27 protein-coding genes are annotated in these 23,160 nt (G+C 38.0%); 9 read left to right on the plus strand and 18 right to left on the minus strand.

From position 1 onward, the window contains the following. The first annotated feature begins 2 nt into the window (after nt 1-2). The 3 genes from DBR40_RS19705 (at nt 3) to DBR40_RS19715 (ending at nt 2,805) form a co-directional block, all read left to right on the plus strand. On the plus strand, nt 3-524 hold the full coding sequence (locus DBR40_RS19705; protein WP_124561464.1) for a transglycosylase SLT domain-containing protein: 522 nt from the start codon (nt 3-5) through the stop codon (nt 522-524). Nucleotides 525-665: 141 nt separating this feature from the next. Beyond that, on the plus strand, nt 666-2,051 hold the full coding sequence (locus DBR40_RS19710) for a phage/plasmid replication protein (RefSeq protein ID WP_124561465.1): 1,386 nt from the start codon (nt 666-668) through the stop codon (nt 2,049-2,051). Between the two features lie 373 nt (nt 2,052-2,424). Continuing rightward, the gene (locus tag DBR40_RS19715; protein WP_124561466.1) at nt 2,425-2,805 is read left to right on the plus strand and encodes a hypothetical protein; all 381 of its coding nucleotides are present in this window, start codon (nt 2,425-2,427) and stop codon (nt 2,803-2,805) included. Nucleotides 2,806-2,985: 180 nt separating this feature from the next. Here the strand turns inward: DBR40_RS19715 and DBR40_RS19720 are convergent, their stop codons facing one another. Then, nucleotides 2,986-3,864: a hypothetical protein gene (locus DBR40_RS19720; RefSeq protein WP_124561467.1), complete on the minus strand. Its 879-nt coding sequence runs from the start codon at nt 3,862-3,864 to the stop codon at nt 2,986-2,988. 430 nt (nt 3,865-4,294) lie between these two features. Here DBR40_RS19720 and DBR40_RS19725 point away from each other — a divergent pair, with 430 nt between their 5' ends. Continuing rightward, complete coding sequence (locus DBR40_RS19725; RefSeq protein WP_124561468.1) at nt 4,295-4,993, plus strand: endonuclease V; 699 nt, start codon at nt 4,295-4,297, stop codon at nt 4,991-4,993. Between the two features lie 64 nt (nt 4,994-5,057). On the opposite strand, the gene hemF is transcribed toward DBR40_RS19725, so the two are convergent. The 4 genes from hemF to DBR40_RS19745 form a co-directional block, all read right to left on the minus strand. Next, nucleotides 5,058-5,972: an oxygen-dependent coproporphyrinogen oxidase gene (hemF, locus tag DBR40_RS19730; RefSeq protein ID WP_410522640.1), complete on the minus strand. Its 915-nt coding sequence runs from the start codon at nt 5,970-5,972 to the stop codon at nt 5,058-5,060. 93 nt (nt 5,973-6,065) lie between these two features. Continuing rightward, nucleotides 6,066-7,298, minus strand: a complete 1,233-nt coding sequence (locus DBR40_RS19735; protein ID WP_124561469.1) for an MFS transporter — start codon at nt 7,296-7,298, stop codon at nt 6,066-6,068. A 103-nt stretch (nt 7,299-7,401) separates the two neighbouring features. Then, a complete protein-coding gene (locus DBR40_RS19740; RefSeq protein ID WP_124561470.1) occupies nt 7,402-7,596 on the minus strand; it encodes a coproporphyrinogen III oxidase in 195 nt (64 codons plus the stop codon). Nucleotides 7,597-7,722: 126 nt separating this feature from the next. Next, nucleotides 7,723-8,031, minus strand: coding sequence for a phosphoribosylpyrophosphate synthetase (locus DBR40_RS19745; RefSeq protein WP_124561471.1), 309 nt, complete (start codon nt 8,029-8,031; stop codon nt 7,723-7,725). 79 nt (nt 8,032-8,110) lie between these two features. On the opposite strand from DBR40_RS19745, the gene DBR40_RS19750 reads away from it, so the two are divergent. The 3 genes from DBR40_RS19750 to DBR40_RS19760 all read left to right on the plus strand — a co-directional run bounded on the left by DBR40_RS19750 (nt 8,111) and on the right by DBR40_RS19760 (nt 10,807). Further along, the gene (locus DBR40_RS19750) at nt 8,111-8,596 is read left to right on the plus strand and encodes a DUF4442 domain-containing protein (protein ID WP_124561472.1); all 486 of its coding nucleotides are present in this window, start codon (nt 8,111-8,113) and stop codon (nt 8,594-8,596) included. Between the two features lie 10 nt (nt 8,597-8,606). Continuing rightward, nucleotides 8,607-9,236, plus strand: coding sequence for a helix-turn-helix domain-containing protein (locus DBR40_RS19755; RefSeq protein WP_124561473.1), 630 nt, complete (start codon nt 8,607-8,609; stop codon nt 9,234-9,236). A gap of 212 nt (nt 9,237-9,448) precedes the next feature. Further along, on the plus strand, nt 9,449-10,807 hold the full coding sequence (locus DBR40_RS19760; RefSeq protein ID WP_124561474.1) for an MATE family efflux transporter: 1,359 nt from the start codon (nt 9,449-9,451) through the stop codon (nt 10,805-10,807). A 241-nt stretch (nt 10,808-11,048) separates the two neighbouring features. Here DBR40_RS19760 and DBR40_RS19765 read toward each other — a convergent pair whose 3' ends face one another. The 6 genes from DBR40_RS19765 to DBR40_RS19790 all read right to left on the minus strand — a co-directional run bounded on the left by DBR40_RS19765 (nt 11,049) and on the right by DBR40_RS19790 (nt 15,538). Beyond that, nucleotides 11,049-11,783: a hypothetical protein gene (locus DBR40_RS19765; protein WP_124561475.1), complete on the minus strand. Its 735-nt coding sequence runs from the start codon at nt 11,781-11,783 to the stop codon at nt 11,049-11,051. Nucleotides 11,784-11,821: 38 nt separating this feature from the next. Continuing rightward, a complete protein-coding gene (locus DBR40_RS19770; RefSeq protein WP_124561476.1) occupies nt 11,822-12,505 on the minus strand; it encodes a pseudouridine synthase in 684 nt (227 codons plus the stop codon). Between the two features lie 42 nt (nt 12,506-12,547). Continuing rightward, the gene (locus DBR40_RS19775) at nt 12,548-13,450 is read right to left on the minus strand and encodes a histone deacetylase (RefSeq protein ID WP_124561477.1); all 903 of its coding nucleotides are present in this window, start codon (nt 13,448-13,450) and stop codon (nt 12,548-12,550) included. Further along, nucleotides 13,450-14,310: a bestrophin family protein gene (locus DBR40_RS19780; RefSeq protein ID WP_124561478.1), complete on the minus strand. Its 861-nt coding sequence runs from the start codon at nt 14,308-14,310 to the stop codon at nt 13,450-13,452. The genes DBR40_RS19775 and DBR40_RS19780 overlap by 1 nt, the downstream gene beginning before the upstream one ends. Nucleotides 14,311-14,440: 130 nt before the next feature. Next, nucleotides 14,441-15,046, minus strand: coding sequence for a DNA-3-methyladenine glycosylase (locus tag DBR40_RS19785; RefSeq protein ID WP_124561479.1), 606 nt, complete (start codon nt 15,044-15,046; stop codon nt 14,441-14,443). Nucleotides 15,047-15,049: 3 nt separating this feature from the next. Continuing rightward, entirely contained in the window at nt 15,050-15,538 is a 489-nt protein-coding gene (locus tag DBR40_RS19790) for a GAF domain-containing protein (protein WP_124561480.1), read from the minus strand. A gap of 106 nt (nt 15,539-15,644) precedes the next feature. On the opposite strand from DBR40_RS19790, the gene DBR40_RS19795 reads away from it, so the two are divergent. Together DBR40_RS19795 and DBR40_RS19800 are read left to right on the plus strand one after the other, a co-directional pair. After that, nucleotides 15,645-16,397, plus strand: a complete 753-nt coding sequence (locus DBR40_RS19795; protein ID WP_233603942.1) for a DUF3291 domain-containing protein — start codon at nt 15,645-15,647, stop codon at nt 16,395-16,397. A gap of 1 nt (nt 16,398) precedes the next feature. After that, nucleotides 16,399-16,650 (plus strand): hypothetical protein, encoded by a 252-nt coding sequence (locus tag DBR40_RS19800; RefSeq protein WP_124561481.1) that lies wholly within the window; start codon nt 16,399-16,401, stop codon nt 16,648-16,650. Between the two features lie 412 nt (nt 16,651-17,062). Here the strand turns inward: DBR40_RS19800 and DBR40_RS19805 are convergent, their stop codons facing one another. From DBR40_RS19805 to DBR40_RS19835, 7 genes are all read right to left on the minus strand, one after another. After that, on the minus strand, nt 17,063-17,398 hold the full coding sequence (locus tag DBR40_RS19805) for a Dabb family protein (RefSeq protein ID WP_124561482.1): 336 nt from the start codon (nt 17,396-17,398) through the stop codon (nt 17,063-17,065). Nucleotides 17,399-17,499: 101 nt separating this feature from the next. Further along, complete coding sequence (locus DBR40_RS19810; RefSeq protein ID WP_124561483.1) at nt 17,500-17,997, minus strand: YMGG-like glycine zipper-containing protein; 498 nt, start codon at nt 17,995-17,997, stop codon at nt 17,500-17,502. 127 nt (nt 17,998-18,124) lie between these two features. Beyond that, nucleotides 18,125-18,847, minus strand: a complete 723-nt coding sequence (locus DBR40_RS19815) for a diphthine--ammonia ligase (RefSeq protein ID WP_124561484.1) — start codon at nt 18,845-18,847, stop codon at nt 18,125-18,127. Then, nucleotides 18,840-19,523: an SIR2 family NAD-dependent protein deacylase gene (locus DBR40_RS19820; protein WP_124561485.1), complete on the minus strand. Its 684-nt coding sequence runs from the start codon at nt 19,521-19,523 to the stop codon at nt 18,840-18,842. Before DBR40_RS19820 ends, DBR40_RS19815 begins: the two co-directional genes overlap by 8 nt. 41 nt (nt 19,524-19,564) lie before the next feature. Continuing rightward, a complete protein-coding gene (locus DBR40_RS19825; protein ID WP_124561486.1) occupies nt 19,565-20,497 on the minus strand; it encodes an ABC transporter substrate-binding protein in 933 nt (310 codons plus the stop codon). 104 nt (nt 20,498-20,601) lie between these two features. Beyond that, complete coding sequence (locus DBR40_RS19830) at nt 20,602-21,195, minus strand: DUF6580 family putative transport protein (protein ID WP_124561487.1); 594 nt, start codon at nt 21,193-21,195, stop codon at nt 20,602-20,604. A 38-nt stretch (nt 21,196-21,233) separates the two neighbouring features. Beyond that, the gene (locus DBR40_RS19835) at nt 21,234-23,099 is read right to left on the minus strand and encodes a TonB-dependent receptor plug domain-containing protein (protein WP_124561488.1); all 1,866 of its coding nucleotides are present in this window, start codon (nt 23,097-23,099) and stop codon (nt 21,234-21,236) included. Nucleotides 23,100-23,160: the final 61 nt, after the last annotated feature.

Here is a 23,160-nt window from a genome sequence, read left to right on the forward strand (position 1 = left end):
TCATGCAAATAAAAACGAAATATCTTGCGCTTGTGACGTTACACAGTCGCAATTCAACAGCATTTTTTCAAGGGTTAAATGCTGTTTGTGAAAGGCTGGGTTTTCCAGTTGAGTGGCTTGCAGATTGTATTTATTCCGAAAGTGAATATAATCCATCTGCTCGCAATAAGTTAACTAATGCATCTGGTTTGATTCAGTTTATGCCTAAAACAGCTATTTCTTTAGGTACTACAGTTGAAAAGATTAGGGGTATGACTAACGTTCAACAGTTACCTTATGTTGAAGCTTATTTTAAGATGCAAATAAAGTCTTTTGGAAAACCTAAAGATGCTTTGGATGTATATCTTTTAATCTTTTATCCTGTTTGGGTTGGTAAACCTGATTCTGCATTGGCTAGTCAAGCTGCTTTTAGTAAAAATTCGTACATCGATTTAAACAAAGATGGCAAACTTACTAAAGGTGAGTTTAGGACATGGTTTAATAAGCGAGTGGCAGGAGGTCCTACTGAAACGTTAAAAAAGTAGGCATTCCTTTAACTGCTATTTTAGCAGTTGGAGGGTTATTATATTATTACAATAAAGGGAATAGTTAAATATTCCCTTTTTTTGCGCCAAATTTTTTTAACCCTCAAAAGTCTCATAATTGATACTAAATAATAAAGTCCTATGATAGATACGATAGTACTTCGTATTCAAGGATACGAAAAACACAAACATATAGTTAACCAAATAGAAGCATTAAATAAAAACACTTATGTTAAAAAGTTTATACACGAAGATTTGCAGAATATTTCAAAAACTTCTTTATTCTACGCTGATTCTGGTCGCATACTCGACGTTAGTATGCGTTCTAGTATTCATATTCCCAGTTCTCACTATGATATTAGCGTACTCCCTAATAAAGGACGTGATTTCATCGAATTTAATTTTAGTATTCCTAAGTATTACCATTCTACTAACGTTTTGCAATTTGTAGATCAATATGATCTTTCACCGTCTCATACTTTTGATAAGTTACAGGGTATTCTTTCAAGGTTTTTTAATGAGTATTTTACTTGTCCACCTGATTGGAATGATGTTGAGGTAAATCGCATTGACTTGTGTTATAATCAAATATTTTTGAGTAAGGCGGATGCGTTAAGGTATTTAGATCAGCAACGTAATATTAATATCGATTATGCTCGTAGCGATGACAATAAGTTCGGTATGTATGGAGATACTACCGTAATGTATAAAACAGATAATTACAGTTTTAAGGTTTATCATAAGGGTACTGAGTTTAAGAAAAACGACTATCCTAAATTGATTAAAAATAACCCAAAGGGTTTGGACGTTCAACATTTAATGGATACGGCCGATAAGATTTTGAGGTATGAAATTACAGCCCGTAAAGGATTGCTCAATTATATCTTTAAGCAAAAAGTAAAGGATGATGAAAATACAATTTTCAATCACCATTTTGGAGAGATTGGAAAGCTGAGGAATAAGAAGCGTAATGATTTAGTGCGTACAGCTAAAACGCCTGTTTACACTTCTACTAGTTCGAAAGTAGATATTTTTATACACAAGACTATTGAAAATAAGAGTTTTGCTTTTCACCTGGATTCTCCTTGGGAACGGTTGGATTCTAAACCTGCTGATCTTCTTGATTGCTATTCATTGTGTTTTAACAAGGAATTGTTTTGTCATTTACATTCATTTTTTTGGAAAAAAGTTGAAAAATATCAGCTTGGCGTTAAAATGTCTATTGTAGAAATACATGAGAAAATAAAGCAAAATCAAAAGGATATCGAAGTTAGGAATGAACTTTACGGCCGAAAGGATAAAAAAGATCAAACGGGGCTTTTGCTTACTTTGGCCACTTTGAGCCAGTACACAGACGTAAGCGATTTAAAGGGCATTCTTCCCAAAGCTACATATTATCGGTATGTTAAAAAACTGCAGGAATTGGGTATTCCTAAACATAGCCCAGATATTGCTATAATGCCTCCGACATTGGATTATGATATGTATTTTTTCTATTTCGGTAAATATCATCATACTTTTAATTAGAATATTATGAATTTTTTTAAGAAAATTGAAATGTATAAATTATACGTTGATTACGGTAATAAGTGTGTTTTTTCTTTAAGGTCTTATTATCAATGGCCGTTAATTTTGGTATCAAACTTTTTATGGTTTTTTATTAAAGATTGGCATCATCCTAAATATCAAGGAATCGATATTTGTGTTACGATGTTTCGTTACGACGATTTACCAGATCAGTAAGAGCTTTTTTTAAGGTCGGGCGAAGCCGACAAGCCAAACGTGTGAGGGCTTTTTTGCACCTCCGATGGGGGAGGGTTTAAATATTTGGGTATCAAAAAATTAGCCCCTACCCCTATTTATCAGATATTTTATTATTTTCACCAAAAAATAACGCACAATGAAAAAATTAATTTTATCTATCGCTTTCGTTCTTGTAGCATTTTTTGTAAATGCTCAGGATTTTAATCACGTTCTTATAAGTAAAGAATTAGTGAACAACAAACCGGCTATTATCTATGTCAATTATGGGGCTCAATTTTATCTAACTTTTAGGGATGGTAAAAGACAGATAGATTACAAGCTGAAGTCAACAGGCAGTCATATGAATATGGGATATATTAGTTATGCTTTTTCTGCTATATTACCAAATAACAAAGAAGTTTCTGGATTGAAGATATTTCTTGTTACTAATGATGGCGCTAATAGTAGCGCCCCACCTACACTTGAATTTGAGATAGACGGAAAGATTGAAAAGACATTCAATCTTAAAGCGCTTTAAGAATATAAACCTCGCTTTTGCGAGGTTTTTTTATGCCTTATCTATTTTTGTCATATTTTTGTCATGAAAAATAAAACTATTTGGAAAAGTCTCATAGTTGAGTACTTTTGAATATTCTTCGTCTCGTACTAGGGACACTTGCTAGTTTTCATACTATTAATTATATGACAAATTAATAATCTAAGATATTATCCCTGTAACCTCCGTTTTACTTAATTCTTCAAGCTTTAGAATTACATATTGAATTACAAATCCTTTTTTATCCTGGCATTCCCAACGCCAATATACAATTCTAGTATGATCATTACTGAATTTAATATCATTGCCATAACTATCGATTTTCAAAGAAGATATTAATTCCGGATTTTCATAATCTTCTATATTAAAAACAGAAAAATTTCCGCGTGGTTCTTCTTCATCCTTAAAAAAATAACAAAGGCTCAGGCGCTTGTAATCTGAAGAGCAAAACAGATCTATCGGATCACCCATGCTTCGGTTATAATCAAAACTGTCTTCTTCAAAAAAATCATCAAAGAAATTTATCAGATTAATTTCTTTGAACTTTCTAATATCAAAAAAAACTAAATTTCTATCGTATGAATATTTGTATTTCTCCTCCAGATCATCAATAACTTTCTGTATTATATTTCCATAAAAATCGATCTTCAAGTGCCATTTATTCCATTTTTCAGCTTGGAAAACAGACATATTAAAATAAAAATGACGATCTGGCAAACATTGAAACTTATTGAATTTATGAGTATTGAAAATTTCATCGGCTAAACTGATGGTTTCTTTGTGATTAAGGTCGGCATCAACAATTTCTATAAATAGGCTCTGATTACCCACCCCTTTAACGAGTGCAATTTCATCCGAATTTGCTATAAAATCAATTGCAACTATTTTCTCTATTTCATCCATGCTTTCCTGAATTTCCTCTGGCGCTGAATATGCTATAATGCCATGCTCTCGCTTAAAACTTCGGTTTAATTGTCGGGTAAAAAAATAGATGAATACGACGCCGATAATTTTAGCAATGGCATAGGATGAAGTGAGCATTAAAATTTGGACTAAAACCATTTTAGGTTGTTTACCGCTATTTATTTGTTTTCCGAACCAATTTAGCTAAATAAAACAACTAAGATGTAAATAAAAGGACTTTAGTATGCGGATTTTTGTTACGACTATCTGATAGGAATCCCCCTTCTTCCCTTTTGACAAAAAATTCCCATTTGATATTATGCATCAAATGGGAATATCGTTTAAATTTATTTAATTACACACCAACAGCTTCTTCAGCCTGAGATTTGATATAACTATCAACCTGGTCGTGTGGAACTTCTTTTACAGGGATTAAAAAATCTCCGTTTGATCCTGATATTACAATTTGATTTTGGAAATGCCCAGGAAATGATCCTCTCGATATATATGATTTACTGTTGGAACATGATTGATAAAAACTATTTATCTCCAAACTTGTACTTCAAATATGTACGATCATTATAGCTTTCAGGAAGCAACCGCTTACCAAATTGAGCTTGCAAAACAATTAAAATTTGCGCAGGTAGATAAAATTAAAACCATTGCTGGTGCTGATATTTCGTTCAACAAAAACAGTACAACCATGTACGCTGCAATTGTGATGCTTGAATATCCGGCTATGGTATTAAAATCTTTTGCTTTAGCCACTTTCGAAACCAATTTTCCATACAAGCCTGGTTTTTTAGGTTTTAAAGAAGTTCCGGCTTTGCTGAGAGTTTGGGAATTAATTGCAGATAAGCCGGATATTGTGGTGCTTGATGGCAATGGAATTCTGCACCCGAGGCGCATGGGTGTTGCGTCTCATTTTGGTATTTTAACCAATCAGGCAACAATTGGTTGCGCCAAAAGTCTGTTGTATGGCGAAAATCATGTGCCTGAACCCAATAAATTTAGCACAACAGTAATTAAAAGCCATGGCGAAACGCTTGGATTTGCACTCCGTACCAAAAATAATTGTGCGCCGGTTTACGTATCGGCCGGGCATTTAATTACGCAGGAACAAAGCCTCGAAGTAATTAAAAATTGTATTGGAAACTACCGGATTCCAGAGCCAACAAGATTGGCGCATAACATTGTCAACGACTTTAGAACTGGCAAACTCAAAGCCGGTTTTCATGAAGTTGTACCAGATTTAACGCTGTTTTAATTATCGCGAATAAAGCATAGGGATGCTGAAATAAATTCAGCATTGACGATTTTAAGTTTAAAACCTACACCCAGTTTATGCCTTTTTTAAGCAATTGCACAGTTTCATATTCTTCAGTACCAACAGCTGGCTGTACATTATAACCCCAATTGGCCTGTGGCGGTAAGCTCATCAAAATTGATTCGATACGGCCATTGGTTTCCAATCCGAATTTAGTTCCAGAATCGTAAACCAGGTTAAATTCTACATAACGGCTCCGGCGCTGATACTGCCATTCTTTTTGTTGCTCAGTAAATTCTTTATCGCGGTTACGGTCAATTAATTCAGTATAAATCGGCAGAAAAGTTTCGCCAACATTGATAGAGAAATCTAAAATCTGTTCCCAGCTTAAATTGGTATTTTCTGGTTTTAACCGATCATAAAAAATGCCGCCAATACCACGGGTTTCTTCGCGGTGTTTAATAAAGAAATAATCGTCGGCATGCGTTTTAAATTTCGGGTAAAAATCTGCACTGAACTCATCGCAGGCATTTTTTAATTTATGGTGAAAAAACCTGGCGTCATTTTCAAAAACATAATGTGGCGTTAAATCAATTCCGCCACCAAACCAGCGTGTGTTTTCATTAAGTTCGAAATAACGGATATTCATGTGGATAATCGGTACCAGCGGATGGTTCGGGTGGATTACAATGGAAACACCTGTTGCAAAAAAATCGTCTTCGGTTACATTGAAAGCTTTTTTAACGGCTTCGGGTAGTTTGCCGTGTACAGCCGAAAAATTTACGCCACCTTTTTCGATAATCGCACCGTTCTGCATAATCCGGGTACGTCCGCCTCCCCCACCGTTTCGCTCCCAAAGCTCCTCTTCAAACTTCCCCTTGCCATCGGCAATTTCCAATCCACGGCAAATCTCATCTTGTATTTGCTTATAACGCGCTGCTACTTCTTCTTTCAACATGATGGCTCTTTCTATTTCCATACAAATTTAAGGCTATTAAAATAGCTATACTGATTTATGTTTAGATAGTACATTTTATTGACATTGACTGTGATTCGACCAGCCTGCTTTTGATTATTCCTCCAGGTAATCGAGGTCTTTACTAAAGCTTTCTTTTAAATACAATACAGAAATCATGGCAATTGCCGTTAAAACCCCCATTACAATAAATGCTGCCGGAATGATGTGATAACGGTGTACAAAAAACTCAAAAAGGAAAGTAATCGGAATTAATGCGCCACGTACAAAATTGGGTGCGGTGGTGGTTACGGTAGAACGGATGTTGGTACCAAACTGTTCGGCTGCGATAGTAACAAATGTAGCCCAATACCCAACAGCAAAACCCATAAACAAGCAAATGAGGATAAAGTTACTTTCAGTTAAACCGGTACTGGTAAGATAAACTATAACAGTAATTACTGATAAACCCTGAAAAATAAGCACAGTTTTCCTGCGCGATCTTAAAACCTGAGCCAGTACACCGCAAACTACATCACCAATGGCAATACCAAAATAAGTGTACATAATTCCTGTGCCGGCATTCAAAATATCTTTAGCGCCCAAAGCCTTACCAATTTCGGGCGATTGTGTAACCAGGATACCTACAATAAACCAAAGCGGAAGCCCCAAACAAATGCAAGCCAGATATTTCAAGAACCGTTTACGATCGGAGAATAGCATAAAAAAGTTACCTTTTGAGACCGCTTTATCCTGCTCAGCATTTTTAAACATCCCCGATTCGAAGGTACCTATCCGTAAAAACAATAATAATATGCCCATACCACCACCTACGAAATATGAGGTTTGCCAATAGAAATGTTTCCCAATTGTTGCAGCAGCAGCGGCACCCAATAAGCCTATTCCGGCCACAACCATTGTTCCGTAACCACGTTTTTCTTTATCCATGGTTTCGGTAACCAGGGTAATCCCTGCACCAAGCTCTCCTGCTAAACCAATACCTGCAATAAACCTCACAATAGCGTAAGCATGTATATCAGTAACAAAACCGTTGGCTATATTGGCTAGTGAGTACATCAATATAGATCCGAATAATACCTTAATGCGGCCAAATTTATCGCCAATAATCCCCCATAATAACCCACCAAGCAATAAACCAAACATTTGCATGTTAAGCACATATTCTCCTTCGGTACGCATGTGCTCGGCCGAAATACCAATATCGGTAAAGCTTTTTAAGCGGACTACTGAAAATAAAACAAGATCATAAATATCAACGAAATAGCCCAGGGCGGCTACAATAACTAAGAAAATTATATTACGTTTGTTGGTTTGGGCTTGCTGGTCCATTTAAATATTTGGGTTTAGTCGCTGAAAGTACGCATTAACACAAATAAATTAAAATAGATTTTAAAATAAAAGCCACACTTTCTGTAGTGTGGCTTTTATGTGCTTAATGCAACATCTGTTTTGTGGTATCAGGAAGTTTTTTCGTTGTGTCAGTCATTTTCTTAGTGGTATCCATCACTTTGGTAGAATCCGTCTTCGTACTATCTGAGGAACCAGCCATATTTTTAGACGAATTGCATGCTGAGGTGGCTATTATCAAAGAACCAGCAAAAGCAAGACTTAAAATTGTTTTTTTCATAGTTTTTATTGTTATCTATAATTCTAACAACCTTATAATCATTTGGTTTTAATTTTCTTCACTAACCACATTATTGTTTAAAGGCATCAAACTGATTATCAAATTATAAACTGCAACGACATAAAATTATGCATGGTGTATTTTCAGCTTATTCAGCAGTTCGGGAGAAACGTTTTCGGCATAAACCCCATAACCATCTACCAAAACGCCTTTCAAACTTCCGGTATTCGATGAAATGGCATACACCACCGAACTATCTGCCGGATCGGTCATGCCTTCAAAACGGTAAACTTCTTCAATTTCAAACTCCTCCGGCATCAGAAACAAATTAATCGATTTGCATTCCAGTCCAACAGCAGTTAAATTAAAATCCAGGTTATAACCCCGGTGGTCTAAATCGCTTAAAGCGGCGGTAATGGTGTCGTATACATGCATAACCTAATTTACGCAAATATTACCAAATCAACCGCTATAAAACTTTAAAAGGTGCTAAAACTTTCTGATATTAGTAAGTATGATTATTTCTCAAAACACCCTTAAATGGGTAATGCGCTTTTACCCTCCGTTATTTTTTCAGCGCATTTGGGTTCAGAAATTTGAAAATGAATTTAGAAGCTGCACGGTTAAACTGAGTAAAAGTTTCCTGAATAAGAATTACAATGGCTCTATTTTTGGTGGAACAATTTATGCAGCAACCGATCCGTTTTACGCTTTATTATTTGATCAGTTGATGCAGCGTGAAGGATTTAAAGTACGTGTATGGCTTAAAAGCGCTTCTATACAATATTTAAAACCCGGACGCTCAACTTTATATTTTACCATCACCATAACCGACGAAATGCTTGTAGAAGCTACACATGCGCTAAAAACCACCGGAAAGTTTGTAAAAGCCTATCCGATGGAAATTACCACCAAAAGCGGCGAATTGTGTGCTACTGTAATGAATGAAGTATATGTAAGAAACCTGCACCAGGGCGAAACTCCCCGTGTTGCCTATTAATTTTTAGATTATGCCGAGTATCAAGAGTTTAATTATGCAGGGCGAAGGTGTTATGCTCGATTTTAAGAAAACCATTAATAATACCGAGAAAATTGCGAAAAGCCTTGTGGCCTTTGCCAATAATAAAGGTGGTAAATTGCTGGTTGGCGTTGCCGATGATGGTTCGATTAAAGGTGTGAAATCGGAAGAAGAGGAAAAATACATGATCCTTACTTCGGCGCACCAGTTTTGCAAACCTGCAATAGAACCCAATTTTGAAGAGATTTATGTTGACGACAAACTGGTATTGGTGGTAAACATTCCCGAAAGTGATACTAAACCTCACTATGCGCTCGATGACCAGAAAAAATGGTGGGCCTATATCCGTATCGATGATAAAAGTGTGCTCGCCAGTAAAATTATTGTAGAAGTATTAAAAAACGACTACAAAGATAAAGGCGTGTTGATTTCTTATTCGGATAACGAAAAGAAACTGCTCGAATATCTGGAAGAAAACGAAAAGATAACGCTTAAAGAGTTTAGTAAACTGTTGCGCAGTTCTTACCGCAAAGCCCAAAAGATACTGGTTAATTTAATCCTCACGAACGTAATCAAATCGCATACTACCGAGCGGGAGGAATATTTTACAGCGGTACGGTAGGTTTTTCAAACACATTACACTCCTCTATTATTGATTGACGTAAATAAAAAGAGGCGTCATCTCGACTGGAACGTAGTGGAATGGAGAGATCTAGCTCGATAGATTTCTCGACTGCGTTGCACTCCGCTCGAAAGGACGCTAACCTAGGGGTGTATATTAACTTTTCTACACTCCTATTTTTTGAGGTTTAAAAACCCGACCTTTGTCTACCTATGTTTTCTAAAATTTACCAAAAATATAAACCCTACTATAAAGAAAATCTCCATCTTGCCTTACCTATTGTAGGCTCACAGGTTGGACATACGCTGGTGCACATGGCAGATAGTATTATTGTAGGCCATTTTACAGACACTACTCAACTCGCTGCCGTATCGCTTGTAAACAGCATTTTCATTCTAATTCTCGTAATTGGCCTGGGCATTTCGTATGGTTTAACGCCCCTGATTGCGCAGGAAAACGGCCGTCAGAATTACGAAGAATGCGGCCGCTTATTATCAAACAGCTTAATCATCAATATTTTAATTGGTGTCGTGCTTTATTGCCTGGTACATTTCGGCGTATTATTGGTTATCGATCACCTCGATCAAACACCAGCTGTTGTAAAATATGCCAAGCCATACCTAGGACTGCTTTCTGTATCCATCATTCCATTGCTGATATTCCAGACCTTTAAACAGTTTGCAGAAGGCTTGGGCTTTACCAAACAGGCCATGTTCGTATCGATATGGGGCAATGCCTTAAACATTACCCTGGGAATTATCTTTGTTAAAGGAATGTTCGCCATCAAACCTATGGGGGTAAGTGGTGTGGGTTGGAGTACCCTAATCGACAGGCTTTTAATGGCAACAGTGATGTGCTTTTATGTTTTAAGGTCAAAACATTTCAAAAAATATCTGACTCATTTTAAAGCTACTTTTATTGATAAGGCACGTGCGCTAAAAATTATTAAAATTGGTGCGCCGGTAGCCATGCAATATTCTTTCGAAATCAGTGCTTTTAGTGGCGCGGCAGTATTAATTGGAACCATCGGCGCAGTAGAGCAAGCTGCACACCAGATTGCCATTAGCTTAGCTGCAATGACTTACATGATGGCCAGTGGTGTAGCTTCAGCCGCTACCATTAAAACCGGCACCAATTTAGGCAAGAAAAATTTTGATGATCTGCGCAAATCAGCCATAGCCAGTTACCATGTTATATTACTATTTATGACTTGTACAGCCATAATTTTTGTGCTGGCGCATAACATTATGCCTTTTATTTATACCGAAGATCTATCCGTGGTAGCCATTGCAGCTCAATTGTTGATTATTGCAGGCTTTTTTCAGCTTTTTGATGGGACTCAGGTGGTAGGCCTCGGCGTATTGCGCGGGCTGGGCGATGTTAATATACCCACTTTTATCACCTTTCTGGCATATTGGGTAGTTGGAATCCCTGTAGGTTATTTGCTGGGCTTTAAATTCAATCTGGGCGTAAACGGAATCTGGTATGGTTTAACTTTTGGTTTATTAACGGCTTCTATCTTATTGTTTTTACGGTTTCAGAATAAAACGAAGGCGCTAAATAACCAATAATCTGACTACAATGAGCAAGAGTTATGTTAAGCACCCTGCATATCCAATCCTTCGACAGGCTCAGGATGACAAACTATAGGAAAAATCAAAAATTAGCTCCCTGCACACCAATGAACTAATGACTAATGAACCTGATTATACAGTCCTTCGACAGACTCAGGATGACAGACCATAAGAATAGAACCTGAAAATGAGCTCACTGCAGCCAATGAACCATTGACAAATGAACTAATAAACCAACCTACTTCCCACCCACATTAACCACAACTCCGATAGTAAAGATAGAATTGCCCGCCGACATGTATTTGCGACTCTTTAAGCCAATATTACTACTTGTTGTATATTGGAGCTGGAAAGTTTTACTTAAAGCCATACGCGTAAAGAAAACAGGCTCAAAGAAAATATTATCTTCTTTTGGCTGAACTACTCCGTTTAAAAAGAAACGATCCATTTTTACGTGACTAATCCTCAACGCTGTCCCATAATTGATTGGAAAATCCTTTCCGAACAAATGCAGGTTATTTTTCTTTTTAGAACTGTAATTAACCTGCAAAAATGCTTTGCGGTAATCTACCTCCTGTAATTCGCTGCTAACTAAAACATCATCCTTAAAATCACGGAAAGTAATATCACTCCAGCCTTTTCCAACACCGCCGTAAATTTCAATAATGCGGTTATTATCCGGACCAAAAGTATCGAAATACCCTCCTCCAATTTCAATCAGTTTATGTCCGAAATCTTTGGCTTTTCTTTCACTGTTCATGGTTGATCCACTAAAAAGTACACCAATGTGATCGGAAACCGCATAGGCACCATTAATACTGGCATTACCCTTTAAAGAAATGTGACCGCCTCCGCTAAACTCTCCCTGCTTACTAAGCATCGGGGTATTTGGAACGTTGGGCATGTAAACTGAAGAACAACTGGCTACAAAAAGTGCTAAAACCGGAAGGGAAAAACGTAAGTATTTAATCATAGATGCTATATAAACTGATTTTGAAGGCAAAAATTGTGCTAGCGTTCCATTTTCATAAAATCCATCACCCTTTTAAATTCATCGTGTAAACCAGCTTTAAGATGTATTTGTTTCTGACTAACCGGATGAATGAATGAAAGCTCAGAGGCGTGCAGCAACATGGTGGTCATATCCCACTGTTCTTTAAAAAACTTATTCTGTTTATTACAGCCATGCGTCCTATCGCCAATAATGGGATGTAAAATGTGGCTGAAATGGCGCCTCAACTGATGCATCCGTCCTGTTTTAGGGCATGCCTCAACGAGCGAATACCGTGAGGTAGGATGTTTACCAAAAGCAACATCAACTTCTGCCCTTTGCAATGTTTTAAAAGAGGTAAAGGCATCTTGCATGGTTCCATTCTCTTTAGCTAAAGGATAGTCTATATCCATCATATCAGGTGTAAAGCCCCTTAATATGGCGAGGTATTTTTTATCGGTTTTAGCATTCATAAATTGCTGATGCATAGTAATTTCAGATAGCTTATCAAAAGCAAACAATAAGATTCCGCTTGTTTTTCTATCCAGCCGGTGTACCGGACTTACATGTTTACCCACCTGATCCCTAAGCATCTGCAAGGCAAACTCGGTAGCATCACGCGCAATAGACGATTGGTGAACCAGCAAGCCGTGTGGTTTGTTGATTGCAATCAGGTTTTCATCCTCGTAAATAATCTCCAACATATCGGCGCGAAGATAAGGATATTATAGTTTTGGCGTAACAGCCTAGGCAAATAAATCAAAAGCCAGCCTGTAGGTATTGCAATGTGCATCTACAATTTCTTTAATATCTGCCGAATAACCACCACCCATACTCACCTGTAAAGGCAAGCCTTTATCTTTGCAAGCCTGCAGTACCACCCTGTCTCGTTCTTTACAGGCGGCCTTACTTAAAGCCAGCTTCCCCAGTTTGTCGGTAGAGAGTACATCAACCCCCGAAAGGTAAAAAACAAAATCGGGCTTTGATCTTTCAAAAGCCTTTTTTAGGCTGGCATGTAAAAGTGCAAGATAAGCTTCGTCTTTCAGACCGTCTTCCAAGGCTATATCCAAATCAGACAGCTCTTTCCTGAACGGGAAGTTTTTATCGCCGTGCATGGAAAAGGTAAATACTTTAGGCTCATTTTGGAAGATTTCGGCAGTACCATTTCCCTGATGCACATCTAAATCTATAATTAATATACGATTAGCCAAATTACTATCTAATAAATAGTTAGCAGCAACAGCCTGATCATTTAACAAACAAAAACCTTCGCCCCAATTACTACCAGCATGATGTGTTCCGCCGGCTACGTTAAAAGCTATACCATGCGCTTTGGCATAATGCGCACCATCAATCGTGCCTTGTACAATACGGAGTTCGCGCTCCAGCAGCTGCGCATTTAGCGGAAAACCAATTCTTCGCTGATCGCGGAGTGAAAGGGTTAAATCGCGCAATTGCTCCCAATACTCCCTTTGGTGGGTTAAACGAACTGTGGCTTCATCAACACAATCGGGATGAAACAAATTGGCCTGCGATATGGTACCTTCATGCAAAAGCTGACCGGGTATCAACTCGTATTTTAGCATGGGGAAACGGTGCCCTTCCGGTAAAGGATGCGCATATAATTGATGCCAGGCAATTTTAATCATTAGCTTAAAATCTCCTCTACATGTTTTTCTATATTGGTGCAAATCTGATCAACCGGCAAATCGTTCGCATCCTGACCAAATGGATCTTCTATTTCTTCAGCTATCAACTCCAAACTCGCTAATACATAGAGAATAAAGGGAACAATCAGCACCAGGTAATAGCCTAAACTAAATACCCAGCCAATTGGAATGGTAAGCACATACACAAAAATAAACTTCTTGATAAACACACTGTATGAAAACGGAATAGGCGTATTCTTGATCCTTTCACAACCACCACAAATATCAGTAAACTGGTTTACATCATTAGTAAGCACAATTAGTTGCTCCTGCGAAACCAACCCTCTTTCGAGCAAATTATAAAGTCTCGAAATCATACTGCTAGCAATCTGGTTAGGAATATGTTTATGCTCCTCAACCTCGATCAAAAAGCTGTTTTTGCCAAAATACTTTTTTTCCCTTAAATGCTCTTTTAAGGCAAATGCGTATTTAGGAATACCATATTCAAAAAACTTTAAATCTTCTTCCGGTAATTTTAACGCTTTAATCTTCATTGCAAAATTGCGACTTACATTGGTTAGTCCACCAAGTAACTTCCTACCATCCCACCACCTGTCGTAAGAAGTATTGGTTCTAAATACGAGCAGCATGGAGATTACAAACCCCAGTAAGCTGTGCATCATACCGATGTTACTCACATAATCGCTTTTGGATAACTTAAAAATATTGAGCTCCAGAAAAGAAACCAAACCCGAAAACGCAGCCACACTTAACATCAAAGGCCATAGTTTACGGAAGGTATCGGCTTTATGGATATGAAAAATAAAAGTAAACCAATCTTTAGGGTTGTAATTAATCATTTCAGCTGTTTTAATTAGATAGCACGTCGTTATTAGGGAAATTCACCTTCTCAATATTACAAAAAAAGCAAGTAATGTTTCCAGTCCTGCTAGCAATTATTGCTTAATACCTTAGGAAGTATCTATGTTATTAAACTTTGTTTGGCTTGCTTACATATTTATTGCCTTTTACAAAAAAGCGCCACGGCAATAAAGCATGTTCTTGCGCGTAGGCGATACCAACCCTTGGTGAAGCCGCAATTTCTGCTTCTTCATACCGGATATTATGATCCTCTACCCAGATTTCGTCACCACCTAAGTGTTTTGCATTAAAACCTTTATCAATCCCTAATGCCTTTGCGGCAGAACCCGGACCGGCCGCTATTGCTCCTTTTGTATAAGGCATTTTGCGGCGCGCTTCAATTACATCAATACCTACCAGTGGTTCGATACCCCTGATTAACACAGCATGCGGTTCGTTTTCTACAGATGTGACAATATTGAATAAGTGATGCATGCCATAGCAAAGATATACATAAGCTACCCCGCCTTTCGCATACATGGTTTCGGTGCGGTTTGTCCTACGGCCACTATATGCATGCGACGCCTTATCCTTTACACCAAAGTAAGCTTCCGTTTCGACAATTATGCCTGCGGTAATCTGATCATCAACTTTCGTGTACAACACCTTACCCAACAGATCTTTTGCGAGCGCAACCACATCTTCATTCAGGTAATATTCGGTTTCCAGTTTCAAAAATTATATCGATAAATTATTTAACAAAACAACAATAACCTGCTCTAAATAAAGTCGATCTGTATCATCAAATTTATTCAATACTTCGCTATCTACATCTAACACACCAATTACTTCATCTGCTACAATTAAAGGAAGCACGATCTCAGATTTTGACGCCGAAGCACAGGCGATATGCCCCGGAAATTCTTCCACATCAGGCACAATAATGGTTTCGGCCTTTGCCCATGAAGTACCACAAACGCCTTTTCCCTTTTTTATGCGAGTACAGGCAACTGGTCCCTGAAATGGCCCCAAAACCAATTCATCCTGTTTCACCAGGTAAAAACCTACCCAAAACCACCCAAACTGTTCTTTTAATGCAGCAGCAACGTTAGCCATATTGGCTACAAAGTCGGTTTCGCCATCCAGTAAAGCTTCTATTTGAGGAATAATGGATTGATATTGTTCCTCTTTTGAGGTATTTCGGGTTATTGTTAAATCTTCTGCCATCTTACTAATTCTATAACCAAAGTTAATGATGATTTGCAATAAGCAATGCTATTGCAGATTTAATGACGAAATTTTGAACGATAACCTATCCTTAAATTCATTAGTTTTGGCAGTTAAAACTTCGACTGCTTTGATTACAGCCTTAACCATTACAAAATTTCGTGGCCTTACCATTCCCTTTGCTTTTATAGGCATGGCTGTTTTGCGTTTACCCTTGTGGCTCAACAAAAAATGCAGGTTCTGGAAATTAATGGGTAGTGGCAAAAATGCAGAGATTGATCTGGCTACCGATTTCAAACACTGGGCATTACTTACCACCTGGGAGTACCAGGAAGATTGCGAAGCTTTTTACCGCAATTCGCTGGTAACAAAATGGTTTAACTTCTTTGGTCTGGAAAGCTGCACCACCTTATTAAAACCTTTATCAAGCCATGGCTTATGGTCTAAAAAAGAACCTTTTAAGAGTGACAAAGACAATAACGAATACAACGGAAAAATTGCTGTGATTACGCGGGCTGCGATCCGGTTTAACCGTCTGAAAGAGTTCAGGCAAAACATTAAAAGAGCTTCCGATGCCATGAGGACTGCCCCCGGATTTATCCTCGCTGCAGGCATTGGAGAAAATCCTTTTCTGGATCAGGCTACTTTCTCCATCTGGGAAAATGCCGAAAGCGTAAAAAATTATGCCTACAAAACTTTTGACCATGCCGATGTGATTAAACTAACCAGAGCACGCCAATGGTACAAAGAAGAACTATTTGCGCGTTTTGAAATCATAACCAGCTACGGTAAACTAAACGGCATACCGATTAACGATTACCAACCACAAGTTAACCCCACCAAACCTAAAATTATTTAAAATGAGAGTTATAGCAGAATTACCACACCCTGAGTGTAAAATCACCATCTTTTCTATGAACCAGAAATACATTGTGAAATTTGAACAAGGCTCCTTCGAGCAAAGCTATAAATTAGCCGAACTCGACCTGAGTGGAGGGGGTGTAAATGATGTATTCGAAATACTTGACGAAGCATTTATCACAACAGTTATTGAACGCTTTAAATTAATGCGGAGCGATTTTACAGCCGCTTATAACAGGCATCAATATTAAATACGTAAATAGCTGATTTACTGATTATTAATATATAAATCAAAATTATATTTTGAAATTTAAGCTGTTTCAGAGAAACAAAACTACATTTAAGTCAGCATTTAGTTTAATTAAACAAATTTAAAATACTGATATAATGACAATTAACAATATACACAAAATATAATTCCGACTGCTTATTTTGCCAAATATATGGGAGGTTTGGTACAGAAACGTCATTTCGAAGTGTAACGAAGTCGAGAAATCTGTATAGATAGATTTCTCGACTTCGCAACCGAAGAACCGGCAGGCTCTATTCAATAGCTATCAGATCGAAATGACAATGATATTATTGGGTTTATATTTAAAGATCTCTCCATTCGCTGCGCTTCAGTCGAGATGACGATTACCGAAATATAGGTTGGGTTTGATCTTAAGCAATCACCGTATCGTGTACCACTACCCTGTACCAGTTTTTCGAGAATTTCTCTACAGCATCAAGATGTGTCTTATCTTCCTGATAAGCATTATGATCTTCGATATTTGCGAAGGTTATGGTTAGAGAGTAAGTAAACGAATTATCGGTAACCGGACGTACGGGTGTATTTGCGGCCAAACCATAACTTAAAGTTTTAATGTATTTAATGGGCTTCAGGCTTTCGAAGAAATTGGCAAAATCGGCTATTTCACTTTTGGTTAACTGTGGTTTTAACCAGAACATTACAAAATGTTGAATCTGGCCTTTATCAGCTAAAGTTTGGTCTGTCATGAGGATTTTTTTTTTTGCGCAATATAGAAATGATTTTATGGTGCACAAAAAAAGCGTTGCGATTTTTACATCGCAACGCTTTTATTATATTAAGTAACCTGTTAGTTCTTAGGCTGAACACGACCTGATTTTCTATCTTCCCCTCTACCGATCAAATAACCACCACCAGCGCCCACTAAGCCACCAATAATGGCGCCACGACCTTTTTTCTTATCAATTAAAGCACCACCAACAGCACCGGCAGCACCGCCAATTACAGCGCCTTTAGCAGCATCACTCCAGCCTTTTTTCTTAGCTGTTGGTTGTGTACCACCGTAAGCACCGCTCGAACTACCACCTGAGCTTGCATATGACCTTGAAGAATTAGCTCCAGCCCTTCTTGCCGCTGCAAGTTCTGCCTGATGTTTAGCTTCTTTTTCCTGTTCTACTTTAGCTACTTCTGCTTTTTTAAAGCTATCTAATCTTAAACTATCCTTTACAGCTTTAATAGCCAACTGCTTTTCTGCCTGTTGTTGTTTTAATGCTGCTTCTTCTTTGGCCTTATTGTTACAGGCAAACATTACTGAGCTTAGTGCGATTACCACGAATATCTTTTTCATAACTTTTAGTTTTAAATGACGTTTGTCTGGCCCCTAACCTGCCAAACAATTTTCATTTGCATGTGCGATTTTAGTTAATTACAGATACTAAAGAAAAAATGATGCCAAAATGTTTTATAAAAGAAAATTATTCAACTAAATCGGTATACCAAAAGCCCGAAAGCTCCGTAGTCGAGCAGGGAGAATCACTTTCTGAAGCAGTTTTTGCAGGCGCATTATAAGTCCTAAAAACCTGCTCACCGACTGAAAAAGCGATTTTTTGTTTAAACACAGGCCCTTCAAAAGCGAAAGTATGAAATTCACCATTTTCGCCACAGGGATCAATTTCAAGGGGAAGGCTATTAATCAAATCCTCACTGATTACTTTTCCACATATATCTTTTAGGTTTTGCTGCGTACAAACAATGATGGTTTTATAGTCCAAACCTATAAACTCGCTGATCAGTCGCCTTGTATCTTTCTGCCAAAGCGGAAAAATAGCTTTGAGACCAATTTCTGCCAACTTATTTTCACGGTATAAACGAAGGTCTTCCAGAAAAATATCACCAAAAATAGAATGCGTAATACCTTCTGCTTTAAATTTACTGAGGTGGGTACGCATGGTATTATCGTAAGTTTCCATATCGGGCATTTCTCCCAAACGGATCTGATATAAAGGAATACCAATGCTTTCGGCTTGTCTAATCAGCAAAGCCTCTCTAACACCGTGCATCGAAACGCGGTTGTATTGTTCGGTAACAGTAGTAACCATGTACCTGATTTCGATTGTGGGGTCCTGAAGGGCATAGTGGAGTGCCAGTGTACTGTCTTTACCGCCACTCCAGTTGAAAATGCAGATTTTCTTATCCATTTGTTAAAATACTTTTCAGCTGCTCCATCCCGTTTACGGCATTTTGCTCAATGGTAATTACATGCTGATATCGTTTAACATCAGGGGTTTTAGGATCAATAATGTATTTTTTTACTTCTCGCGGAACGAAATCGATTAGTCCGGCTGCGGGATAAACTGCCAGTGAAGTCCCAATCAGCACAAATAAATCAGCTTGTTTGCAGATTTTAGCAGCCACTTCAATCATCGGCACAGCTTCGCCAAACCATACTACATGAGGCCGTAACTGAGAACCTAATTTACAGCGTTCGCCCATTTTAATTTCTGTTCCCTCAATGGGGTAAGTTAAACTGGGCCGCAAACTCGATTGCGAACGGGTTATGATGCCATGCAGGTGCGTAACCTTAGTTGATCCGGCACGCTCATGCAAATCGTCTATATTCTGGGTAACAATCTCTACATCGAAATCTTTCTCCAGTTCCGCGAGTATGTAATGCGCTGCATTGGGTTGAGCCGCTACCACCTGCCGTCTTCTTTCGTTATAAAACTCCTGTACTAACTCCGGATTTCTTTCCCAAGCCTCGGGAGTAGCCACATCGTACACGTTATATCCTTCCCACAAACCGTCCGAATCCCGAAAAGTTTTCAATCCACTTTCGGCACTAATCCCCGCTCCTGTTAAAACAACTAATTTCATAAGATGATTACACCGATTAATAGATTACACTGATTTAATGATTATACGGATTGAAGTGATTGAGCATAATTGATAAACTTTTTAGCTATCCTTTCATCTGCTTTAAAGATCTGCGGATGAAACATACAGGCTAAAGCTTCAATACCTTCTACCAGAGTGCCTACACTAGGCTGGGTAAACATATCAAAATCTGCAATGTACACCTGATTGTTTTTTACAGCTTCCAAATCATTCCAGCCCGTTTTAGTTGTAAGCAAACTCATTTCTTCGAGGCTGCGTTTTTGATCGAAGCCACAAGGTGCAATAATCAAAACCTCAGGATTATACGTTACAATCTTTTCCCATGGGGTAACAATCGAATCGCCTGCAGGGTTAGAAAGCATATCAACCCCTCCTGCTGCTGCAATCTGAAAGGGAATCCAGTGCCCGCAATTGTATATAGGCTCTATCCATTCCATTAGCATCACACGCTTCAAAGGTGATTTGCTTTCCCGCAGTTTATCTAAAATCTGATCGGTTTTCTGCTGTAATCCTGCCAGATAGCTAAAAGCTACTTCTTCTTTTCCCAATGCCCTGGCAATGGTAATGGCGCATTCGAAAACATCCTGCAGGTTATTGGGCGAAAGCGGCACCAAAGTTGGCTGCTTGCTCAGTTTCATTACTGCAGTTTCGGTACAAACTGTATCTATGTTGCATACTTCGCAAATATCCTGCGTAAATACAACATCAGGCGCAATGCTTTCCAGAAGTGCATCATCTACCCAATACAGACTTTTGCCCTGTGCTTTGGATGCAGAAAAAATCCGGTCGATTTCTATACTCGAATAGTTTTTACCTTCCAGGATACAGCGTACTACCTTGGGTTGATCTGCTGCTTCTTTCGGACATTCGAAGGTTACACCATGCAGGTAATCCTGAAGGCCCATATCGTAAATCATTTTTGTGGCAGCGGGTAAAAAAGAAACGACTTTCATTTGATGTAAAATGGAAAAGGTAAAATGTAATTGAATATTCTAAGTTAAAAAAAATCCTCTTTTGAACTGAGTCAAAAGAGGATTTCTATTTTTAAAAGGTATTATTATGCAGCTTGTGCTTCTAATTTTAATACCGGATATTTTGCTTTTAAAATCTCGAAAGCGCCAAAAAGTAAGGCTCCATAAATAACTGTTCCTTCTAAGAATCTAATTTCGAATGGAATAGCTTTAACCAAACAGTTCCAGTAACCTGCTAAATCCTGGGTATATGCCGGATTATTAATCCAAACACCCAAGTCGGTAACCAACCAGTGGATAAGCACAATAGTTAATGTTGAGGCCAATAAATTTACCACGTTTACATTTTTAAGCAGAATTCTACCTACTAAAACCATTAACGCAAAAGCAATATAGGTCCAATACCAGCCCTGGTACAAAAATGAACCCCCACTGTATTTACTGAAAATGGTTGAAGCTAAAATAAAGTCGCTTAAAAACAAACTCAACAACGGAAAAGCAAAAGCTTTGGCGTGATCTTTAAAATAGGCACCACCGAATAAGGCAACCGCTCCGATTGAGGAGAAATTAGCAAATTTCAGTTCATCTGAATTAAATGTTACCAGTAAACGGAAAGCCGTAATCACCAATATCATTAATAGCAGTATTAAGGTGCGCGGATTAAACTTTAAATGAGACATTGTATTTTGGTTATTATTTAAGCAAAGTTAATTTTTTATTAGCGTATATTAAAACTTACGCCTGTATTAAAGTTAAAGCCAGGTGTATTGTAGCCAATAATTTCACTGTATTTTGCATTCAGGATATTTTTGGCATCAAAGAATACTTTTACGCGTTTTTTAGCCAAAGCATATTCTACGTAAGCATTTAGCAATTTATACGATGGCAGCTCTTCGTTTAAATAAGATATAAAATTGGTATCGAAACGTTTACCAAAGTAACGGTAATTGGCGCTGATGTATAAGTTTTGAGTTGCCTGTGCACCCGCTGTAATACCAAAAGTATTTTTCGGTCTGCGGATCAGGAAATCTACAGTTCCGGTATTTCCTTCAACATAAGCATAATAACCATTAACATTAAATACACTAAACTTAACTGCCGGCTCTACCTCTACTCCTTTAAATTTCTGGTTTCCCTGGTTAATATAACCTGTAGTGTAAACAATAGCATCGGTTAAATCGCGTTTAAAACCAGCTACACGCAAGCTAAACTGATCATCGGCAAAGCTCAGGTTTACACCTGCTTCGTAGTTCTGCGATTTTTCTGGCTTCAGGTTTAAATTAGCTCCATATTGTCCGAAAAGCATGTTTAAGCTAGGCACTTTGAACGCTGTAGATACCGTTCCAAACAACTTCACTTCTTTAATGATATTGATGGTTGGGGTTACCGAGTAAGTATAGTTTTCGCCATATTGATCGTGTTTGTTGTAACGGCCGCCTACCTCAAGGTTAAACACACTTAAATCGTGTAAAAACAACGATCCATAAGCTGCAAAAATGTTGGTTGTCGGATTGCTTGAATTGGTAATCAGTTTTGTTTTGCGGTTATCGATACCTACTAATAAATCTAATTTATTACCCAATTTCTGATTGTAGAATAAATCGATCAGGTTCATTTTACCGTAATTTACAAAATTACTGGCAAAGCCCATGAAGCTCGAATTTACATCGTTCGAGTTGCTTTCGTGACTATAGTTTAAAGTAATTTTTCCGGTATTGAGTTTGTATTCGGCATTAAAACCTCCGCTAAACTGCTTCAATATCGAATTATTGGCTGGTAAACCATCAGCAAAAGCGCCTTCATCTATTTTATAGTTACCATAGAAATAACGTAAAAACGGATTAACAGAAAGGCGCTTATCCAGTTGAATACCGAAATTAGCATTAACCCCATCCGTTTTAAAGCCATCTTTATCAAATTCGGCTGTGCTGCCTGCCGGCGCTACCGCTTCCGAAATACCATCGGTTTTAAGGTGTGTATAGTTAATGTTGTAAGAAAAACCTTCAACACCACCATTCAAGCCAATTGTTCCTTTATACGTTTCAAAACTTCCGGCACTGGCTACACCATAAATGGTATTTCCTTTTGGTCCGCCTTTTTTGGTTACAATATTAATTACCCCTGCTACTGCATCTGAACCATAAATGGTAGACTGGCCACCTCTTAAAATTTCGATATGATCAATCTGATCGATTGAGAATAAACGTAAATCGAATGTTCCGCTGATACTTGAAGGATCGTTCTGTACAATTCCATCAATTAATACCAACGTATAACCGCTAGCCGAGCCCCTGAAAAAGATACTCTTATCCTTACCCTGACTGCTGTTTCCACCGCTGATGATGATACCAGCTTGCTCATTCAATAAATCGGGTAATGATTTTCCGTTGCTGCGCTCCAACACCTCTCTGCTGATGATGCTAACCACTTTACCGGTTTGTGATTGTTTTTGATCGTTTTTGGTGGCAGAAATTACCACATCTTTAAGCTGCAAAGTGTCTTTTTGCTGCGCATTAGCCAACTGGCTAATCATTAGCTGCGCCAGACCTAAACCAGCAGCGGCTAAAATTGTTGTTTTGTTCATTTTGATGGTTAGTTTTACCTATAGCCAACAGATTGTAAAAAGAAATGAAAATACGTAAACG

It is taken from the genome of Pedobacter sp. KBW01 (assembly GCF_003852395.1).
Lineage (GTDB): Bacteria > Bacteroidota > Bacteroidia > Sphingobacteriales > Sphingobacteriaceae > Pedobacter.

What these genes read in the sequence shown, in the direction of transcription:
- DBR40_RS19705 (WP_124561464.1), top strand. Translation starts at nt 3, where the DNA reads ATGCAAATAAAAACGAAATATCTTGCGCTTGTGACGTTACACAGTCGC.
- DBR40_RS19710 (WP_124561465.1), top strand. Translation starts at nt 666, where the DNA reads ATGATAGATACGATAGTACTTCGTATTCAAGGATACGAAAAACACAAA.
- DBR40_RS19715 (WP_124561466.1), top strand. Translation starts at nt 2,425, where the DNA reads ATGAAAAAATTAATTTTATCTATCGCTTTCGTTCTTGTAGCATTTTTT.
- DBR40_RS19720 (WP_124561467.1), bottom strand. Translation starts at nt 3,864, where the DNA reads ATGCTCACTTCATCCTATGCCATTGCTAAAATTATCGGCGTCGTATTC.
- DBR40_RS19725 (WP_124561468.1), top strand. Translation starts at nt 4,295, where the DNA reads ATGTACGATCATTATAGCTTTCAGGAAGCAACCGCTTACCAAATTGAG.
- hemF (WP_410522640.1), bottom strand. Translation starts at nt 5,972, where the DNA reads ATGGAAATAGAAAGAGCCATCATGTTGAAAGAAGAAGTAGCAGCGCGT.
- DBR40_RS19735 (WP_124561469.1), bottom strand. Translation starts at nt 7,298, where the DNA reads ATGGACCAGCAAGCCCAAACCAACAAACGTAATATAATTTTCTTAGTT.
- DBR40_RS19740 (WP_124561470.1), bottom strand. Translation starts at nt 7,596, where the DNA reads ATGAAAAAAACAATTTTAAGTCTTGCTTTTGCTGGTTCTTTGATAATA.
- DBR40_RS19745 (WP_124561471.1), bottom strand. Translation starts at nt 8,031, where the DNA reads ATGCATGTATACGACACCATTACCGCCGCTTTAAGCGATTTAGACCAC.
- DBR40_RS19750 (WP_124561472.1), top strand. Translation starts at nt 8,111, where the DNA reads ATGATTATTTCTCAAAACACCCTTAAATGGGTAATGCGCTTTTACCCT.
- DBR40_RS19755 (WP_124561473.1), top strand. Translation starts at nt 8,607, where the DNA reads ATGCCGAGTATCAAGAGTTTAATTATGCAGGGCGAAGGTGTTATGCTC.
- DBR40_RS19760 (WP_124561474.1), top strand. Translation starts at nt 9,449, where the DNA reads ATGTTTTCTAAAATTTACCAAAAATATAAACCCTACTATAAAGAAAAT.
- DBR40_RS19765 (WP_124561475.1), bottom strand. Translation starts at nt 11,783, where the DNA reads ATGATTAAATACTTACGTTTTTCCCTTCCGGTTTTAGCACTTTTTGTA.
- DBR40_RS19770 (WP_124561476.1), bottom strand. Translation starts at nt 12,505, where the DNA reads ATGTTGGAGATTATTTACGAGGATGAAAACCTGATTGCAATCAACAAA.
- DBR40_RS19775 (WP_124561477.1), bottom strand. Translation starts at nt 13,450, where the DNA reads ATGATTAAAATTGCCTGGCATCAATTATATGCGCATCCTTTACCGGAA.
- DBR40_RS19780 (WP_124561478.1), bottom strand. Translation starts at nt 14,310, where the DNA reads ATGATTAATTACAACCCTAAAGATTGGTTTACTTTTATTTTTCATATC.
- DBR40_RS19790 (WP_124561480.1), bottom strand. Translation starts at nt 15,538, where the DNA reads ATGGCAGAAGATTTAACAATAACCCGAAATACCTCAAAAGAGGAACAA.
- DBR40_RS19800 (WP_124561481.1), top strand. Translation starts at nt 16,399, where the DNA reads ATGAGAGTTATAGCAGAATTACCACACCCTGAGTGTAAAATCACCATC.
- DBR40_RS19805 (WP_124561482.1), bottom strand. Translation starts at nt 17,398, where the DNA reads ATGACAGACCAAACTTTAGCTGATAAAGGCCAGATTCAACATTTTGTA.
- DBR40_RS19810 (WP_124561483.1), bottom strand. Translation starts at nt 17,997, where the DNA reads ATGAAAAAGATATTCGTGGTAATCGCACTAAGCTCAGTAATGTTTGCC.
- DBR40_RS19815 (WP_124561484.1), bottom strand. Translation starts at nt 18,847, where the DNA reads ATGGATAAGAAAATCTGCATTTTCAACTGGAGTGGCGGTAAAGACAGT.
- DBR40_RS19820 (WP_124561485.1), bottom strand. Translation starts at nt 19,523, where the DNA reads ATGAAATTAGTTGTTTTAACAGGAGCGGGGATTAGTGCCGAAAGTGGA.
- DBR40_RS19825 (WP_124561486.1), bottom strand. Translation starts at nt 20,497, where the DNA reads ATGAAAGTCGTTTCTTTTTTACCCGCTGCCACAAAAATGATTTACGAT.
- DBR40_RS19830 (WP_124561487.1), bottom strand. Translation starts at nt 21,195, where the DNA reads ATGTCTCATTTAAAGTTTAATCCGCGCACCTTAATACTGCTATTAATG.
- DBR40_RS19835 (WP_124561488.1), bottom strand. Translation starts at nt 23,099, where the DNA reads ATGAACAAAACAACAATTTTAGCCGCTGCTGGTTTAGGTCTGGCGCAG.